Consider the following 17,039-nt stretch of genomic DNA (forward strand, 5'->3'; position numbering starts at 1 on the left):
CAGCTTCCCGGCGGACGAATGCCAGAACTATCTCAGCAACTGCGGATACGAGTTCACCTAAATCGAATCCGCTCTAGCCTCTCAGGATGAGGGCTTGGGTGCGTTGCTGGCCGTACCTATCGCGCCGACACCTTGCCCAGCACGCCGAACTTAGCATCGGGCTTGATGTGAACTTGTGCTGCCTCGTCATTGGCCAGTTCCTCCAGGATCGGGCAATGCGGGCGCGTGTCGCCATGGCAATTCGTGGCGAGATGCTTGAGGGTGGAGGCCATCTCCTGCAATTCGCGGATCTTGCGCTCGAGCACGCTCACATGCCCGAGCGCGATGGTCTTCACGTCCTTGCTTGCGCGCTCGCGATCCTGCCAGAGCGAGACGAGATCGGCGATCTGCTCCACGGAGAAGCCGAGATCGCGCGCCCGGCGGATGAAGCGCAGCGTATGCACGTCGTGATCCGAATAGACCCGGTATCCCGCTTCCGTCCGCACGGTCTTCGGGATCAGCCCGATGGACTCGTAATAGCGGATCATCTTGGCGGAGACGCCGGAGGACTGAGCAGCCTGTCCGATATTCATGCGACACCTTCGACGGTTTGAATGGCCGGGGAGGTGCCCTGCCCGGATGGAACGGGAGCCTTGAAGCCGCGCAGCCTCAGGGCATTGCCCAGGACGAAGACGCTGGAGAGCGCCATGGCGCCTGCCGCGAAGATCGGTGAGAGCAGGACGCCGTTGAACGGGTACAGGAGGCCAGCGGCGACGGGGATCAGCAGCACGTTGTAGGCGAAGGCCCAGAACAGGTTCTGACCGATGTTGCGGATCGTCGCCTTCGACAGGGCGATGGCGTTCACCACGCCGCGCACGTCGCCGGACATGAGCACCACGTCGGCGCTTTCGATGGCGATGTCCGTGCCCGTGCCGATGGCTATGCCGATATCGGCCGCGGCGAGCGCGGGTGCATCGTTGATGCCGTCGCCGACGAAGGCGATGCTGCCGTGGGCAGCGCGCAGGCGCTTCACGGCCTCGACCTTGCCGTCGGGCAGGACCTCGGCCACCACCTCGTCGATCCCGATCCGCCGGGCGATCGCCTCGGCGGTCCTGCGGTTATCGCCCGTGATCATCGCGACCTTCAGCCCAAGGGCATGGAGACCCGCGATGGCCTCAGGAGTCGAGGGCTTGATCGGGTCGGCCACGGCAATGATGGCGGCAAGCCTGCCGTCGATGGCCGCATAGAGCGGGCTCTTGCCCTCGGCACCGAGGCGAGCGGCCGTGTCAGCGAAGTCTGCAACGGAGAACCCGAGCTTCGTCATGAAACGGTCTGCCCCCACGTCCACCTTCCTGCCCTCGACCATGGCCGAGGCGCCGAAGCCGGGAACGGCCTCGAAACGGTCGGCCGACGGCAGGGCGAGGCCGCGGTTCTCGGCGGCCGCGACGATCGCCTGGGCGATCGGATGCTCCGAGCGGCCTTCCACGGCGGCGACGAGCCTCAGCGCCTCCGCCTCCGAGGCACCTGGTGCGGTCACGAAGTCGGTCAGCTCCGGGCGGCCTTGAGTCAGAGTGCCGGTCTTGTCGAGGGCGACGACGCCGACCTCCTTCAGGCTCTGCAGCGCCTCACCCTGGCGGAAGAGCACGCCGAGCTCTGCCGCCCGGCCCGTACCGACCATGATGGAGGTCGGCGTGGCCAGCCCCATGGCGCAGGGGCAGGCGATGATCAGCACGGCCACCGCATTGACCAGCGCGAAGGTGAGCGCCGGTTCCGGGCCGAAGACGAGCCAGACCAGGAAGGTGAGGGCGGCCGCCGCCATCACGGCCGGCACGAACCAGGCCGTCACCCGGTCGACGAGGGCTTGGATCGGCAGCTTTGACCCTTGTGCCTGCTCGACCATGCGGATGATCTGGGCCAGCACCGTCTCTGAACCGATGCGGGTGGCCCGGAAACTGAAGCTGCCGGTCTTGTTGATGGTGCCGCCGACCACCTCGGCCCCTTGGGACTTCTGCACCGGCACCGGCTCGCCGGTGATCATGGATTCGTCCACGAATGAGGAGCCTTCCACGACCTCGCCGTCGACCGAGATCTTCTCGCCTGGGCGAACCTGCACCACGTCGCCGGCGAGCACCTGATCGAGGGGGATCTCCAGGGCTTGGCCGCCGCGCACCACGCGGGCGGTCTTGGCCTGAAGCCCCATGAGGTGCTTGATCGCCTCGGAGGTGCGCCCCTTCGCCTTGGCCTCGAGATAGCGCCCGAGCAGGATCAGAGTCACGATCACGGCCGCGGCCTCGTAATAGACGTTGCCCATACTGGCGGGCAGAAGGTCGGGCAGGAAGGTGGCCACCACCGAAAAGGCATAGGCCGCGCTGGTGCCGAGCACCACCAGGGAGTTCATGTCCGGCGACCGGCGCAGGAGGGCCGGCACGCCCTTGCGGAAGAAGCGCAGGCCCGGTCCGAAAAGAACCAGAGTGGTGAGCACGAATTGCAGGTACCAGCTGGTGCGATGCCCGAGGGTCCCCATGACCCAGTCGTGGATCGCCGGGATGAAGTGGGAACCCATTTCGAGCACGAAGACCGGCAGGGTGAAGACCGCCGCAAGGGTGAGGGAGCGCCGGAGACCAAAGGTCTCCGCCTCGCGGACTGCCCGCTCCCGGTCGCTCTGGCCACCGTCCTGCCGCAGCGCCTCGGCCTCATAGCCGGTCTGCTCGACGACGGCGATCAGACGGCCCACCATGTCCGCTCCGCCAAGATACCGGATGGAAGCGCGCTCGGTGGCAAGATTGACGTTGGCCTCCAGGACACCGGGCACACGCTTGAGCGCCTTTTCGACCCGGGCGACGCAGGAGGCGCAGGTCATGCCGTCGATCTTCAGGTCGATCGTTCTGTCGGAGGGCTCGTAGCCCGCGGTCCGGATCGCCTCGGCGACGGCAGCCGGATCGGCTCCAGCCGATGCGAATTCCACATGGGCCCGTTCGGTCGCGAGATTGACGTTGGCGGTCCTGACCCCCTCGACCGACCGGATGGCCTTCTCGACCCGGTTCACGCAGGAGGCGCAGGTCATGCCTTGAATGGGAATGTCGATCGCGTCGGTGGGGGCAAGCTTGCCGGCGGCCATGGGGAATCTCCTGATCCTGATATGGGGAGCAGGTTTAGTCCTTCCAATGATGGGAAGGTCAAGCGCCTTCAAAAGCCCTGCCTATATGGCCTTTGAGCCCTGGAACCGGGCCTGAAGCAGAGTCATTGATCCGACACGTTTGCCACATACGCCGCGCAATCGAGCCTCTTGGCTTGTCCCGTGCGGGGCGGTGCCTTTACCTGCAACGAACGATTGAGTCGGTACGAACCCTTGAAGCACACCGAAAACCCGGGGCAAACCCTTCGGATCCTCACCTACAACGTCCATCGCTGGCTCGGCACGGATAGGCAGATTTCCCCAACCCGGATCGCGGAGGTCATCGGATCCTGCCAGCCGGACATCGTGGCACTGCAGGAGGTCCGCGTCGGCCGTGCGCGGGCAGGGGAGGTGGATCAGGCCGCAACCGTGGCCTCGATCCTCGGCATGGATCTGCATTTCCAGCCCACGATCCGTATCCTGGGAGAGCAGTACGGCATTGCGGTTCTGACGCGCCACTCCTCGCGTGTGATCAAGTCCGGACGCCTGCCGACCCAGTCGACGCGGCCGTCGTTCGAGAAGCGCAGCGCGCTCTGGGTGGCTGTGGAGATCGACGGGCAGGCAATCCAGGTCGTCAACGCGCATCTCTCCCTTCGCTCGGGGGAGCGGCGGACGCAGGCCGCCGCCCTCGTCGGGCCGGATTGGATCGGCCATGCTGACTGCAAGGAGCCGGCAGTGCTGCTGGGCGATTTCAATGCACCGCCCCTTTCACGCTCCTACCGGATGATCGCCAGCAGGCTGCAGGATGCCCAGCTCTCGAACTCGTTCGGCGAGCCGCAGCCTACCTTTCATACCCGTGCCCCGGTGCTGCGCCTCGACCATGTGTTCGTGACCAAATCGATCGAGGTGGTGGATGCCGGGCCCGTGCGCACCCCCCTGGCCCGGGTCGCATCGGACCATTTCCCACTGCTGGCCCAGCTTCGCGTCCGCAAACTCTCCAGGGCTGCGGGTCGAGCCCGCGAAGGCGAGCTTCTTGGAGAGCCCACAACCGGCTTATGAAATAATGTATCAATTAGTCTAAGGTGCCTTGAGAGCGGCATCCTGTGACGTAGGAATTAGCCATCGTGTTACGTTATAATTTTTAATTTCCCGTGGGGGCGCGGGAAGAAGGGTCACGATGAAGCTGTACTACACCCCCGGAGCCTGCTCGCTCGCGCCGCGGATCATTGCCTGTGAAGCAGGCCTGCAGATCGAATACGACAAGGTGGACCTTAAAACCCAGACAACGGCTTCCGGGAGGGATTACATCAGGATCAATCCGAAGGGCTATGTTCCGGCCCTCGCCCTTCATACGGGCGACATCCTGGCCGAAGTGCCTGTCATTCTGGAGTATCTGGCCGATCAGGCACCCGGCGCCCGCCTTCTGCCGAAGCTGGGATCCCTGGAACGCTACCGCGTCAAGGAATGGCTCGACTTCACCGGCGCGGAGCTTCACAAGGGCTTCGATCCGCTCTGGACGGCGCCGATGCCGCCCAAGGCGCGGCAACTGGCCGTGAGCCAACTCCAGCGTCGCTTCGCCTATCTCGATGTGCATCTGCGGGAGCGTTCCTATCTGGCGGGCGAGCATTTCACCATCGCCGATGCCTATTGCTTCACCGTGCTCAGCTGGAGCCGCTTTCATCGGGTCGACCTTTCCGCCCATCCGGCCGTCACAGCCTATATGACACGGGTTTCAGACCGTCCTATGGTGAAGCATGCCCTGCAGGCCGAAGGATTGATGGCACAGGCCTGAACAATCGGACCGGCCCCTTCTGCCTGAAGATCCAAAGCCCTTGCCACAAACCTGCAGGGCGGCTAGGCACCCGATGCCATGCTCCCTGTTTCGGTTTTCATCATCGCCAAGAACGAGGCCGACCGGATCGGCGCGACCATTCGCGCGATCCGGGGACTGACGGACGATCTGGTCGTGGTCGATTCCGGATCGACCGATGGGACCCAGGCCGTTGCCGAGGAGCTCGGCGCCCGTGTCATCTACAATCCCTGGCCGGGCTATGGCCTCCAGAAGCGTTTCGCCGAGGAGCAGTGCCGACACCCCTGGCTCCTGAATCTCGACGCGGATGAGGAGATGTCGCCAGAGCTCGTGTCCGAAATCCGCGCCCTGTTCGCCCATGGGGAACCTCCCTGTCAGGCCTACGGGATCCGCATCGCCGAGACCTTTCCGGGAGAGGCGGCTCCACATCCTCTGGCCTATCGGGTCGCCCCTGTCCGGCTATACCGGCGGGATGCAGGCCGATATTCCTCCTCCCTCGTGCATGACCGGGTGGAGCTGAAGCCGGAGGCGAAGGCTGGCCGCCTGAAGGGCCTTGTGCACCATCGGTCCGTGCGGTCCCTCGGCGACCAGCTCGCCAAGCTCAACAGCTATACCGACCAGCAGGCGATCGACTTCGAGGTGAGGGGGGTCTCGATCCCAACATGGCGGGTTTATGTCGAGTTCCCCGTGGCCTTCCTGAAGGCTTATTTCGGGCGGCTGCACGTTCTGCGCGGCACGTACGGCTTCCTCATCGCCATGAACTACGCCACTTGGCGTCACCTGCGCCTGGCCAAGCACTTCGAGCGCAAGCGCATGAATGCGCTGACAAAAACAGATTCCAGGGCGGAGCGCGCCTAAGGGCCCGGGAGTTTCAAAGGGCAGCGATGACCTGAATCTCGAGCCTGTAGTCGGGGTCGGCGAGCTTGGATTCCACGCAGACCCGAGCCGGAGCCTGTCCGGGTACGACCCATTCATCCCAGACGGCATTCATTTCCTCATAAGAAGCGATGTCGGCAAGCCATATGGTTGCGAACAGAAGCTTTGCCTTCCCGCTGCCGATCTCCGCCAGGGACTGCTCGATCTGTCCGAGGATGTCGCGGGTCTGCTCCGCGACGGAGAGCTCGAGAGACGTCTCGGGGACATAACCGGAAAAATAGGCTCTATCGCCTACCATCACGAGATCGCTGTACCGTGCCGCCACGCCGGCGCGCCGAATATCCGTCACGTTCCACCCTGCTCGTTCGATGATTTCGGCAAGGCTCTTAGCACAGGCGACAGTCCGCAGGACACCAAGATCGGCTCTTGGGCAAGCTGGCAGTGCTCTTCGTGAAATGGCGGAGACGGAGTCCGCCATACTAGTGTCCAGCCACATCTAGCCGCATCCAAAAATCCACTGAAAATCAAGGCTTTTACGCTAGCGCCTATCTTACGCAGTCCAGCCTCATCCGCTACAATCCAGCCTCAAAGGTGGGGAACAAGGTGGGGAAGGATTGGGGCACATGGCACGGCAATTACACACATTGAGCGCCAGAACGGTCGCAACACTCGCAAAGCCAGGGCGGCACTCCGATGGCGGTGGGCTCTACCTGAACATCACAGCCAACGGTGCCCGCTCGTGGGTGTTCATGTGGAAGTTCGATGGAAAGCGCCGGGAGATGGGGCTCGGCTCCTTGCGGGATGTGCCCCTCGCCAAAGCCCGCGAGAGAGCTGCAGAGGTCCGGCAGAAGCTGGCAGACGGGCTGGACCCCATCGCCGCACGAGACAAGCCCAAGGTGATGACGTTTGGCGAGGCTGCCGATGCCCTGACTGAAAGCATGTCCTCCTCTTGGCGCAACGAGAAGCACCGCGCCCAATGGAAGATGACCCTCACGGTCTATTGCGAATCAATCCGGTCCAAGCCGGTGACGGAGATTGGCACGGAGGATGTGCTGAAGGTTCTCCAGCCGCTCTGGACCGCCAAGCCCGAGACGGCCTCACGCCTGCGGGGGCGCATGGAGCGGGTGTTCGACTTTGCCCGTGCGCGAGGGCAAACGACCGGGGAGAACCCGGCCCGGTGGCGTGGTCATCTGGACGCCGTTCTGCCCAAGCGGGCGAGGCTCACTCGCGGCCACCACAAGGCCATGCCCTTCGATGAGGTGCCTGCTTTCATGATAGCCCTGCGCGAGCGGGAGGGTATCGCCGCTCGTGCTCTGGAGCTAGCCATCCTCACTGCCGCCCGGTCCGGTGAGGTGTTCGGAGCCCGGTGGGGGGAGTTCGAGCTGGAGGCGCGGGTCTGGACAGCGCCTGCAGCTCGCATGAAGGCAGGGCGAGAGCATCGCGTACCGCTCTCCGCCCGAGCGGTCGAGATCCTTCAGGAGATGCAGAGGAAGCGGCTCAGTGACCTTGTATTCCCTGGCACAAAGCCGGGGCGCCCGCTGTCGGTCATGGCGCTGGAGATGGTGCTGCGGCGGATGAAGGTTGATGTCACGGTGCACGGCTTCCGCAGTGCCTTCCGGGATTGGGCGGGCGAGCGGACCCATTTCCCGCGAGAGGTGGCAGAGGCGGCTCTGGCTCACCTCGTAGGCGATGCGGTTGAGCGGGCATACCGGCGTGGTGACGCGCTGGAGAAGCGCCGTGAGCTGATGGATGCGTGGGCCAACTTCCTTGAGCAGAACTCCCGAAGCAGTGTCGTACTTTTGGCCGGAAGCAGGACTTTGAAAGCGCAGTAGCACGAACGGCGAGCCTATGGGCAAGGCCTGGATGCGGCGGTAATACTTGTTGCTCCACTCGTCTGGCGCACGGACTGCTCTTTGCGTTAGGCGTAGGACCGGGTGCCGAGGGTCTGTCCGTTCCTCCAGGTGAAGAACTGGGTGAAAACTCTTTCATGCTGCTGCCGCCGGAGGGGTTCCTGAAGTTGCGCGGAATATGGCCGCAAGGAGAGTGAAGTCCAGCCTTCTGAGACGTGAAAACTCGGGCTGACTCTTCATTTACCTCGTCCCTAGGGATGGGGGCGGAATTTCCCGCAATTAGGCCATTTCGGGCCTGGAAAGGTCACCCCATACGTGGCCGACAGATTGACGCGCCGGCACAACATTGAGCCACCCTTAAGCATGACTCCGCCTGTGACTTCGCCGTGCAAGTAATGTGGACATTGCAACAACCGTAAAAGTTTTCCCTAGAACTTTCAGAGGCTTACTCGGAGGGGCAATTGTTATCCACAGTTCTCACAGCTACACACAACATATAGTTCGGAACCGTGAGCCGCGACACAAGTTCTTGACGCGAGGTTCGTAACACTCATACCTTCGTCCAATCCGAAGCGCTGGAGTCCAGGGTGCTCCGGCAAAACGATGGGAAAAAGAGAACCGCCTGACCCGGCAAGGTCAGAGCGGTTCTGGTGGGCCGAAACCCGTACTCCTTCAAGAGCGGGCTCAGCCTATCTGGGGCACACGGTGGGAGTCAATCAGATCTCCCCAGCTTCGCCAGTCGTTTCATTCACAATTGGACGATGAAAGGAAGCGAGCGCTATGGCTTTGCGCAACGTTGACTCACGCCTGGAGACCGGCTTTTCGGCGTCTCCCCAACTGCCATCCACCGGCTTTGTCCGGCTCCCTGGCATCCTTGCCCCAAACGGGCCTATTCCCGTCAGCAAGTCCACCTGGTGGGCTGGCATCAAGGAAGGGCGCTATCCTAAACCCGTAAAGCTCGGCCCGCGCATCACGGCATGGCGTGTGGAGGACATCCGCGCCCTCATCGCTGGGGCTGCGAACGACTGCTGATGTCGGAAGCTTGCAGCTTCTGAACCCATCCCGTTCATGACCGTGCAAAAGGGAGCCCCGTACGAGGAGCTCTCGCACGGGGCGAAGGATTTCAACCATGAATAACCTACACAAGCGGCGCTTGCGTCGCAACGCGAACCTGTGCCTGCTTCCGCTCTTTGCCTGGGCAGCATCGCAGCCGCTCCGCTCCCATCCTCGTGTGGTGAAAAGCCTCTCCACGCGCTTTGGATTGTCGCCAGCCCTTGCACTCACCGTCGCAGAGCTGGCGGGCTTCAGCACGGAGGCGCACCATGCCTAAGGATGTTGTCGAACTTCTCGTACAGCGGCTCGACACTGGCGAGGTGTTGCGCCTGAAAGGGCGTGAAGCATGGACGCTCAACTGCCTTCTGGAGACAGGGCAGAGCGGTGTCATCCCTCTGGAGAGACCCGCGCCGCGTTGGTCGGCATACGTTCACACATTGCGAAAGCGTGGGCTCACCATCGACACCATCGATGAACAGCACGCTGGTCCTTATTCAGGAACGCATGGGCGCTACGTTTTGCGCACAACCCTCAAAGTGCTCAAGACCGTCTGTGCCGAAGACAAGCGCTCCCGTGGCTTCTCCGACGTGGTGAAAGCCGCCTACGCGCAAATCATAGGCCACACGCCCGATCCTGCTTCCTGACTCTGAGAAGCCCAGCAGCCGGGGTTTCTGCCTCGGCTGCACCCTTTCCTCATCAATCCTTAGAACAGGCGCCCTTGACCTTCTCAGGGGCGCTGTGAGGCACCTCATGCCCAAACGTCACAACCACAAGGGCCGAAGCACAACAGAGCGCTTTGTGTCCCTCCCACATTGGATGCTTCATTCAACTGCCTGGCGCTCGCTCTCGCCGGTAGCCGGTAGCGTCTTCATCGAACTGGCAGCCATCTACAACGGCAGCAACAATGGTCGACTTGCTCTCTCGGCACGCGATGCAGCCGAGCGGGTCAGGTGCTCCAAGAACACGGCAGCACGAGCCCTGGCGGAGCTGATGGAGAAGGGTTTTGCTGACCTGTGCTCCCGTGGTCATTTCGACCGAAAGACACCTCATGCAGCCGAGTATCGTCTAACCTTGCATGAGTGCGGCCGCACGGGCGAGCGGGCTTCCAGGCGGTTCATGAGCTGGCGTCCTGACCAGCCGAAATCTGTGGCCGGTCCCACCAGAGGGACAGCCGGTGTCACGACAGGGACAGTAACCAGCGCCACGAAAGAAAATTGCCGGGAACTGTCCCTCTCACGTGACCGCAAGCGCCATTTGGAGCCCGTCAGCGGTCCCACCACAGGTACACATATAATCTACCAGATGGGGTCTGGGGTAGAGGAGGCGAGAGAGCAGTCAGGAGTGTTGGTGAAACTGCAGCCAAGAGGGCCTCGCCATGCCTCGTGACCGGCAGCGCCTCACTCTTGAGAGTGGACCCAAGCTGGATCTCGCGAAGCTCATCCCGAGTGGCGCTGGTAAGCCCGGCAGCCATATCCAATGCGTGCTCACCTATGGCTCGGGCGAGACCATCACGGCTACTCTAAGGCTGTCGGATTACAGTGGTCTGCTGGATCTGTCCTGCCAAGGACGTCAGCAGTCCTTTTCTCTTAGGTCAGAGCCGAGGCACTTTGGCGGCCTGCAATGGTACGTCCTCTGCCCCAAGACCGGGCTTCGCGTTCGGGTGCTGTATCGCCCACTTGGAGCAACGTACTTTGCGAGTCGCTATGCCTGGGGCCGCAGGGCAGCCTATGCCTCACAGTTCCTCGACCCGATTGGACGGGCGTGGCGCACCAAGGCGAAGGTCAAAGCGGCACTCCTCGCAGATGAGAATCCGGATGAGTGGGATCTGCCGCCCAAACCTAAGGGCATGCGCTGGGCTACTTACGAGCAGTTGGTAGCTCGGTACGATGCCGCCGAGGAGATGCTGGATGCACAACTCGTCATGGCAGCAGCTCGTCTGATGAAGAGGTTATAGTCAAGAGACCCTGATTACGAAATTAAGCCAAGGTCTTAATGAGAGGTGCAGAGCAAGGCTGCGGCCCTATCAAGGCGAGAGGATTTGATCCGGTCTTGCTAATGATATGGGGAGTGAAGGGCCATGAAAAAAAGGCCCCCACTCTTCGCAACCTAACTTGTTTTCTGACTAGTACACGAGGAAATCGGCGTTAGTCAGAGCGAGCCCTGTCGATAGGCGAGCGAATTGCACCTGTTGGGCCGACCCGTTGCCGTCTGGGTCATAGGAAAGAGCACCGGTAGCCTGATTGTAAATAATGCGGTCTGTGGCATCTGTCGCCACTGAGCCTATCTGGAAGGCATCCGCCGACAGAAGTCCGACTGGCCCCGCTTCAGTGAAGACATTGCCATTGAGCCACACAATGTCTTCAGCGACGTTGAAGTCTCTGATCCGATCTACGTTCGTTCTTGCATTAAGTGCCGAGTTGAACACGAACGCGTCTAGGCCTTCCCCGCCTAGAAGCGCATCACGGCCTGAGCCACCAACGACTGTATCATCTCCCATGCCGCCGCGAACAACATCATTGTCAGCGCCGCCAGAAACGTAATCGTTACCCTCGTTACCCTCGACAAGGTCTCTTCCGTTCTGTCCCGAGACACGGTCGTTATCTAGGCCACCAGTCAAGAAGTCATTGTCGTCCTGTCCATAGATAAGGTCTATTCCAGCTTCGCCGACAAGGAAGTCGTTTCCATCGGCGCCATAGAGGGTATCATTGCCCTCGTTGCCGGCCGCGTAATCATTTCCGCCGCTACTATAGATCCTGTCGTCACCGAAATTGCCTATCACTTGGTCATCGCCTTGTTGGGCGAAGATAACATCGTTGTCAGCACCACCCGCGATGAAGTCTATCCCTCCACCGCCAAAGATGCTGTCATTTCCGCCTTGACCATCGATCCGGTCGAAGTTGTTACCACCGGTAATAAGGTCATCTCCAAGTAGACCAAGGATGATGTCCTCGCCGCCAAAACCAACGATGGTGTCATTCCCGTTTGTACCGATGAGAGTGTTGTCGCCAGATCTACCGTTAATGATTGCCATTTCATTTCATCCCTAACATTAGTGCATGGAAACGCATTACTGTTGCGAGATTGCTTGCCGAGTGACGGACAAGAATTATGCTGAACCAGAAGCGAGAACCTTAAGTAAACCGTCAAACGCATACTTGGCTGTAAATTGATGACGGCACTGAATGTCTTTTAGCAATCCATAATAATCGAGGTGTGTTAATCAGGTTCCAGAATCAAAAGAACTACGCCGAATTCTCCGTTTCTCTCCGAAGCGGGGACGATGCCTGTGCTCTTGCTGCTTGTCTCGCTGCCATGTCGGCAGACAGCGATAATGTTTTTCTTGGAATAAGCTGGGCAACGTAAGAGCGGTGGGCGGCTCGTTATGAGGCTGCTGAGGAGGCTCTCAGTACGAGACTGACTGCAGCGATGGCGCGCCTCATGAAGTGGCTATATACCAGAGTTCTCAAACAGAGTAAGTCGGCAGAAACGCCAGGACCTGTCTGCCATATAGCCCTTTGATTACGGCGAAGCGTAGCATGAACTTTCAGATGGCTTGACCGTTCCTCTACAATCCTGAGGAGATTTCCCATGCGCACTGCTCTTTGTGCTCTTGCCCTGCTTCTTGGTCCGACTGCGGCACACGCGGAAGTCTGGCAAGCACGTGAAGGAACATGCCGTGAGTGGCGTTCACGATGGAATGTAGAGCAGCAACAGGATGGCGTATGGGTTGGGACCACCGACCACGTACTTTTAGGGGGCCCCTGCCAACAGGGGGGCGGCACGCGGTCGATGAGTTCAGTACGGGCCGTCATTGTAGGGGAAAATTTCTTTGCCGCACGCCGACAGGACAATGGGTCTGTCTGCAATTACTATGGTCAAATCCAAAGGGATAGGGTCAGGGGCTTTGAGTTGTGCGAGGGTAACCCGACACGTCTCCTCTTCGCCCTCCGCTTCCCGCCCGGAGAGTCTCGCGAGGTAAGGGAACGCTATCAAGGTCGAGATGCTGACGAATGGCTTGACGACCCTCAGACGCTTGAGCAGGGCCAGCCGCCTCAGGGTTTCAGTCCTGATTTTCAACTAGCACCCCGGCGACGGTGACACCGCATCAACCAAACTAGGGGATGCCGATTTAGTCTACTAAGCAATTTCTGTCCGACGGTTGGGGCCTGCCGCCCAAGCCGAAAGGCATGCGGTGGGCAACTCATGAGCGGTGGCTCGTTACGATGCAGCTGAGGAGATGCTGGATATTCAACTCGCGAAGGCAGCGGCGCGTCTGATGAAGCGGCTGTAGATGGACGGTGAGGAGTGCCCGAGCCATCATCCCAGGCACTCCCACACGCGCTTAGATGACGAAGAGGTCGCCCAACTTCAAAGCGGCCTTGTTCTTCAGCAGGGCTAACTCGACAGCCTGTCCCTTGCCGGAGCCATCCGCATCATAGGACAGAACACCGGTCTGCTTGTTGTAGATGACGAAGTCGTCGTTATCCTTGGCCTTGTCACCCACGGTGAAGAAGCCCTTGTTGAGCTTGGCGGGCGCAGCCTCAGAGCCCTTCTTGCCCAGCTTCTTGAAGATGGCGTTGTCGAGCCAGAGGCTGTCATCTTTGACTGAGAAGTCCGCAATCTTGTCAAAGTTGACCTTCCGATCCGTCTTAGTCGTGCCGAGCTTAGACGTGAAGAGAAATGCATCCTTGCCTATACCGCCCGTGAGACCGTCATTTCCAAAGCCACCATTCAGCTTGTCATTGCCTGCACCCCCATTGAGGGTGTTTTTGCCGACATTGCCGACAATACTGTTGTTGAGCGCATTTCCATTGAGTGCCACATTCGCGCTGCCGGTTGCCTTCACGTTTAAGATGCCGTTGGCAAGAGTGACGCTGGTCGTTGTTTCGATGGATGTAGGTGGGAGTGGCAGTACCGGAGGGAGTATGGGTGGCAGTATCGGTAGTTCCATGAGTTGAGCAAGGCTGACACTTCCGTCAGAGAACTGAAAGAACTCGACGTCTTTGATAGTGTCCATCCCATCCGGACCAGAAGTCACTCCGGACATGACCATGAAGCCATTGGAGTTGATGGCACTATACGAGAAACTATAACTAGCTCTTGTTCCGCTGAGCACGATGGTGTCGGCGCCAGTTCCACCATCCAAGACATCATTGCCTGTTCCACCAATCAGGGTATCAGCGCCACCCCCGCCCGAGAGCATATCATCGCCCTCATAGCCACTGAGTGTATTGGCGAGTTCATTGCCCTTGAGAGTGTCATTGCCGGATCCACCCTGTTGTCCTCGGAGGACCATGTCGTCGACAATTTTCTGGTAGAACGACATGGTCGTGGAGTTGGTTAAATCAGCGGTCGTGATGACATACGGAACGTCATCCGGGTATGATGAATTAAAATAATATACCTGTAGATAGTAATCATCCTCGGCTGGATTGTCTGCCGATGTCCCAGGTGTAAAAGTCATCCTTCCGCCAGGATCTTCTCCACCATAATCGGGAACGTCGGCAGGCCGAAACTCACCTCGTGAAGCATCATAATAGCCAAGCACGAAATTTATTCCCGGCCATTCGTAGTTGTAGGAACTGCTCCAACTGATGGTATCTGCATAGTTCTCCGTCAGGAGCCGAAAGGTATAGGTCTCATCAGGCTTTAGCTTACCAAGGTAGTAAACGTCATTATCCTTACTGCCTTGCGTATCGTCCCACTGTCCTCCTCTGGGCAGGCCGGTGGAAGCGTTTGCCCAGCCTTCTTGGTGACGGGATGCGCCTTCGATACCTGAATCATATTCGCTTACTAGGAAGGATGCGTCACTCGCGTCCTGGTACCGATTTCCGACTAGATCCAAGTAAGGCAGGTCTACCGCATTCGTTGTCATGATTTCTCCGGAGCAACCTTAAAGGCCAAGCTTTCTTGACTTATGGTTCTTACTTAGACGTGAAATCAAATGCTGGATGAATGTGGCTTTTTTCTTATGTTTCCTTTGGTGATGTCTCAGGGCGCTCGGCTCATAGGCCAGTGCCGCACGACGCCCTTCGTAGATGGTCCATCTCGGAAATACATTCACAAACAATGAGAGGGAACGGACGATTTTATATGCGCTAGGCGACTTACGAACGCGGGGTGGCCAAGTACGATGCCGCTGAGGAGACACTCGATACGCAACTCCTCATGACAGCGACACGGCTGATGAAGCAGCTATAGCGAGGCAATCGCCGAGGAGCTATTTGCTACAGTATAGATTACTGGCTCTTTTGACTAACTATGATTTTCCATTCTGCCGTTGAGCCGCGCGAGTTACTCTGCTCGACTCAGTGTCTAAGTAACCTTGAATGACAGGAGGGGGCTCATTGCGCAATCCACACTACGTCAGTGCATGCTTAGTGTCTGGAATTCTACTCTTCACTGCTTCTGCTTCAGTACAAGCATCTTCAGCCGATTTCCCAGCTATCCCCCTGCCTCCTGCCATCGACGGCCTTGTCGGGATGCCCGAAGCCTATACACCCGGGCGTAAGGTTCATCTTGACGCCGTCAGGCGTGAGGCCGAGCAGGTGGGACTTCCCCCTGATATTGCCGACGCGGTAGTGCTGGTCGAGAGTGCTTATGATCCTGGTGCCGTTGGAGGAGTTGGTGAGGTCGGACTCATGCAGATCCGTCCGACGACGGCGGCCATGCTGGGCTACAGGGGCACGTTAACCGGATTGTTTGAGCCCGGAACCAACATTCGCTATGGCGTCGCATATCTTGGTCGTGCGTGGCAGCTTGCTGACGGTGACCTGTGCCGCGCACTCATGAAGTACCGAGCAGGACACGGTGAGGAGCGCATGACACCACTCTCGGTGGAGTACTGCCGACGTGTTCGGGCTCACTTGGTAGCTATCGGGTCCCCGATGATTGCAGGGGGCGCCGTATTCGGCGTTTCGATTTCGATCCCATCGAATGCTCCCACGACCGCCCCGAGCGCCACTGTCGATGCGACAGCCAAACTCTCCCAACCCAATCTAATTCACCGAGTGAACAGCGTGGCAGCGAGGGGAATCAAAGTTCTGCCTCCACGCCGACCTACAGAAGGATCAAGGGTCGCTGCCGCAGGGGGTGCAACCGTGCCTTCTACGAAAATGCGTTCCCTTGCTCTCGCGCAGGAGAAGGAGAAGAGGCGGAAGGCGAGGACATGGCAGATGTGGGCTGCCCATGACGCCCGCATGCAATCCATCTCCGCGAAGCTGAGGCCAGAGCGCCTCCGGATTGCTACCGGAATATGAACAATACTCTGGTCGGTAGCGGCGCGGCTGATGAAGTGATTTTTAGCAGGAACGTGTGTGGCCAATCTCGCGAGAGAGGCGGGCCCGCAGCCTTGATAGCACATTGGAGTAGCACTGATCCTTACCAACCCGCGAGGGTAGCCAATAGAGTAGCGCATTCCAAACAGCGCAACGCCTAGGCAACCTTCCGGTGGATCTGCCTCTCCAGCTTATCAATCCCTCTTAGGTAGGGAGCACGTCGCTCCTGATGGCGCTTTTCCAGTGTGGCAATTGCCCTTTGTTTGGGCGGTTCCTCGATGGCGCCGTTCAGGATGGTCTCCCGGTCCTTCTGGAACTCAAAATCGATGTTGGCCAAGGCTCTGAGCATCGATTGCAAGGCGGGAAATATTCCAGGCGGGTAGGTGCCTAGAGGCGGCTGAAACGTTCCTGGAACTAAGCGTTTGAACATGGCAGAGGACATAATGTTTCCCTGGAATTTGACTCTCGCATGGCGTCTCCGAAACGCGACGGGAGGTGGTCAGGTTCTGGTGAGGATCTGCACGAAGTCGGAATTGAGTTCCGATGGTTGGGTCTAATGCAGCACTGGTGGGCGCTCAGCACCAAAGAGAAATGCCCGCTTCCAGAGGAAAAAGTGATCCGGCTCCGCTAAGCCCAAGTGCGGGGCCTCTTCGAGGCGAGCAATCTGCGCCTCGACAGCAGCGAGTTGACGTTCAAGTCGGCTGATTTGCCGGCGCTTGCTCGGCAGACGCTGCGATGCTCGCAGTGTGGGAGCCGACGCATCAGGATGATGGTCAACGTCGCAGAACTGTACGCGAGGGCTCATGGGGCAGGCAGGACCGGAGGATAGGCGTTCCTGCAGCAGGGCGGGTAAGGATTGGTTTACCTTTCAGGCGCAGCCTCGTGCTTGTGCCTCGTTGGCACGGTTGTTCTCCCTGAATGGTCGCGCTAGCGGCCCACCTGGAGCGCCAGCAGAATGGGCGCTCTTTCTTTTACGGCTCCAGACCCATGCCGTGTTAGCGTGCGTCAACGCACATCCGCCAAGCTTAAGAACAGGCATGTTCCACGCTAGTTCTTCTAGGTTCGGAACAGGAACATGC

The 17,039-nt window shown here is 59.6% G+C and carries 15 protein-coding genes; 9 read left to right on the top strand and 6 right to left on the bottom strand.

All coding sequences use genetic code 11. The features are described 5' to 3' along the window. Positions 1 to 116 precede the first annotated feature (116 nt). Together cueR and AC0QTX_RS08475 are read right to left on the bottom strand one after the other, a co-directional pair. Positions 117 to 572, bottom strand: a complete 456-nt coding sequence (gene cueR, locus AC0QTX_RS08470) for a Cu(I)-responsive transcriptional regulator (RefSeq protein ID WP_474603394.1) — start codon at positions 570 to 572, stop codon at positions 117 to 119. Then, complete coding sequence (locus AC0QTX_RS08475; protein ID WP_474603395.1) at positions 569 to 3,097, bottom strand: heavy metal translocating P-type ATPase; 2,529 nt, start codon at positions 3,095 to 3,097, stop codon at positions 569 to 571. The genes cueR and AC0QTX_RS08475 overlap by 4 nt, the downstream gene beginning before the upstream one ends. Positions 3,098 to 3,328: 231 nt before the next feature. Between AC0QTX_RS08475 and AC0QTX_RS08480 the strand changes: the two genes are divergently transcribed. From AC0QTX_RS08480 to AC0QTX_RS08490, 3 genes are all read left to right on the top strand, one after another. Then, positions 3,329 to 4,153, top strand: coding sequence for an endonuclease/exonuclease/phosphatase family protein (locus AC0QTX_RS08480; RefSeq protein WP_474603396.1), 825 nt, complete (start codon positions 3,329 to 3,331; stop codon positions 4,151 to 4,153). Between the two features lie 118 nt (positions 4,154 to 4,271). Continuing rightward, positions 4,272 to 4,886 carry a glutathione transferase GstA gene (gene gstA / locus AC0QTX_RS08485; protein ID WP_474603397.1) on the top strand — a complete coding sequence of 205 codons (615 nt, stop codon included), beginning with the start codon at positions 4,272 to 4,274 and terminating at the stop codon, positions 4,884 to 4,886. Positions 4,887 to 4,964: 78 nt separating this feature from the next. After that, positions 4,965 to 5,762 carry a glycosyltransferase family 2 protein gene (locus AC0QTX_RS08490; RefSeq protein WP_474603398.1) on the top strand — a complete coding sequence of 266 codons (798 nt, stop codon included), beginning with the start codon at positions 4,965 to 4,967 and terminating at the stop codon, positions 5,760 to 5,762. Positions 5,763 to 5,775: 13 nt separating this feature from the next. Here AC0QTX_RS08490 and AC0QTX_RS08495 read toward each other — a convergent pair whose 3' ends face one another. Beyond that, positions 5,776 to 6,129, bottom strand: a complete 354-nt coding sequence (locus AC0QTX_RS08495) for a RidA family protein (RefSeq protein ID WP_474603399.1) — start codon at positions 6,127 to 6,129, stop codon at positions 5,776 to 5,778. A gap of 274 nt (positions 6,130 to 6,403) precedes the next feature. Here AC0QTX_RS08495 and AC0QTX_RS08500 point away from each other — a divergent pair, with 274 nt between their 5' ends. From AC0QTX_RS08500 to AC0QTX_RS08520, 5 genes are all read left to right on the top strand, one after another. Beyond that, positions 6,404 to 7,612, top strand: coding sequence for a tyrosine-type recombinase/integrase (locus tag AC0QTX_RS08500; RefSeq protein WP_474603400.1), 1,209 nt, complete (start codon positions 6,404 to 6,406; stop codon positions 7,610 to 7,612). A 798-nt stretch (positions 7,613 to 8,410) separates the two neighbouring features. Then, complete coding sequence (locus AC0QTX_RS08505; RefSeq protein ID WP_474603401.1) at positions 8,411 to 8,662, top strand: helix-turn-helix transcriptional regulator; 252 nt, start codon at positions 8,411 to 8,413, stop codon at positions 8,660 to 8,662. Between the two features lie 97 nt (positions 8,663 to 8,759). Further along, positions 8,760 to 8,960 carry a hypothetical protein gene (locus tag AC0QTX_RS08510; protein ID WP_474603402.1) on the top strand — a complete coding sequence of 67 codons (201 nt, stop codon included), beginning with the start codon at positions 8,760 to 8,762 and terminating at the stop codon, positions 8,958 to 8,960. Then, positions 8,953 to 9,327, top strand: coding sequence for a winged helix domain-containing protein (locus tag AC0QTX_RS08515; RefSeq protein ID WP_474603403.1), 375 nt, complete (start codon positions 8,953 to 8,955; stop codon positions 9,325 to 9,327). Before AC0QTX_RS08510 ends, AC0QTX_RS08515 begins: the two co-directional genes overlap by 8 nt. Before the next feature lie 731 nt (positions 9,328 to 10,058). Next, the gene (locus AC0QTX_RS08520; RefSeq protein ID WP_474603404.1) at positions 10,059 to 10,637 is read left to right on the top strand and encodes a hypothetical protein; all 579 of its coding nucleotides are present in this window, start codon (positions 10,059 to 10,061) and stop codon (positions 10,635 to 10,637) included. A gap of 168 nt (positions 10,638 to 10,805) precedes the next feature. Here AC0QTX_RS08520 and AC0QTX_RS08525 read toward each other — a convergent pair whose 3' ends face one another. Together AC0QTX_RS08525 and AC0QTX_RS08530 are read right to left on the bottom strand one after the other, a co-directional pair. Continuing rightward, positions 10,806 to 11,714, bottom strand: a complete 909-nt coding sequence (locus tag AC0QTX_RS08525) for a calcium-binding protein (RefSeq protein WP_474603405.1) — start codon at positions 11,712 to 11,714, stop codon at positions 10,806 to 10,808. A gap of 1,311 nt (positions 11,715 to 13,025) precedes the next feature. Then, entirely contained in the window at positions 13,026 to 14,558 is a 1,533-nt protein-coding gene (locus tag AC0QTX_RS08530; protein ID WP_474603406.1) for a calcium-binding protein, read from the bottom strand. Positions 14,559 to 15,165: 607 nt separating this feature from the next. Between AC0QTX_RS08530 and AC0QTX_RS08535 the strand changes: the two genes are divergently transcribed. Further along, positions 15,166 to 15,942: a transglycosylase SLT domain-containing protein gene (locus AC0QTX_RS08535; protein ID WP_474603559.1), complete on the top strand. Its 777-nt coding sequence runs from the start codon at positions 15,166 to 15,168 to the stop codon at positions 15,940 to 15,942. A gap of 175 nt (positions 15,943 to 16,117) precedes the next feature. Here AC0QTX_RS08535 and AC0QTX_RS08540 read toward each other — a convergent pair whose 3' ends face one another. After that, on the bottom strand, positions 16,118 to 16,402 hold the full coding sequence (locus AC0QTX_RS08540; protein WP_474603407.1) for a hypothetical protein: 285 nt from the start codon (positions 16,400 to 16,402) through the stop codon (positions 16,118 to 16,120). Between the last annotated feature and the right edge of the window lie 637 nt (positions 16,403 to 17,039).

It is taken from the genome of Microvirga sp. jy35, from assembly GCF_056148915.1.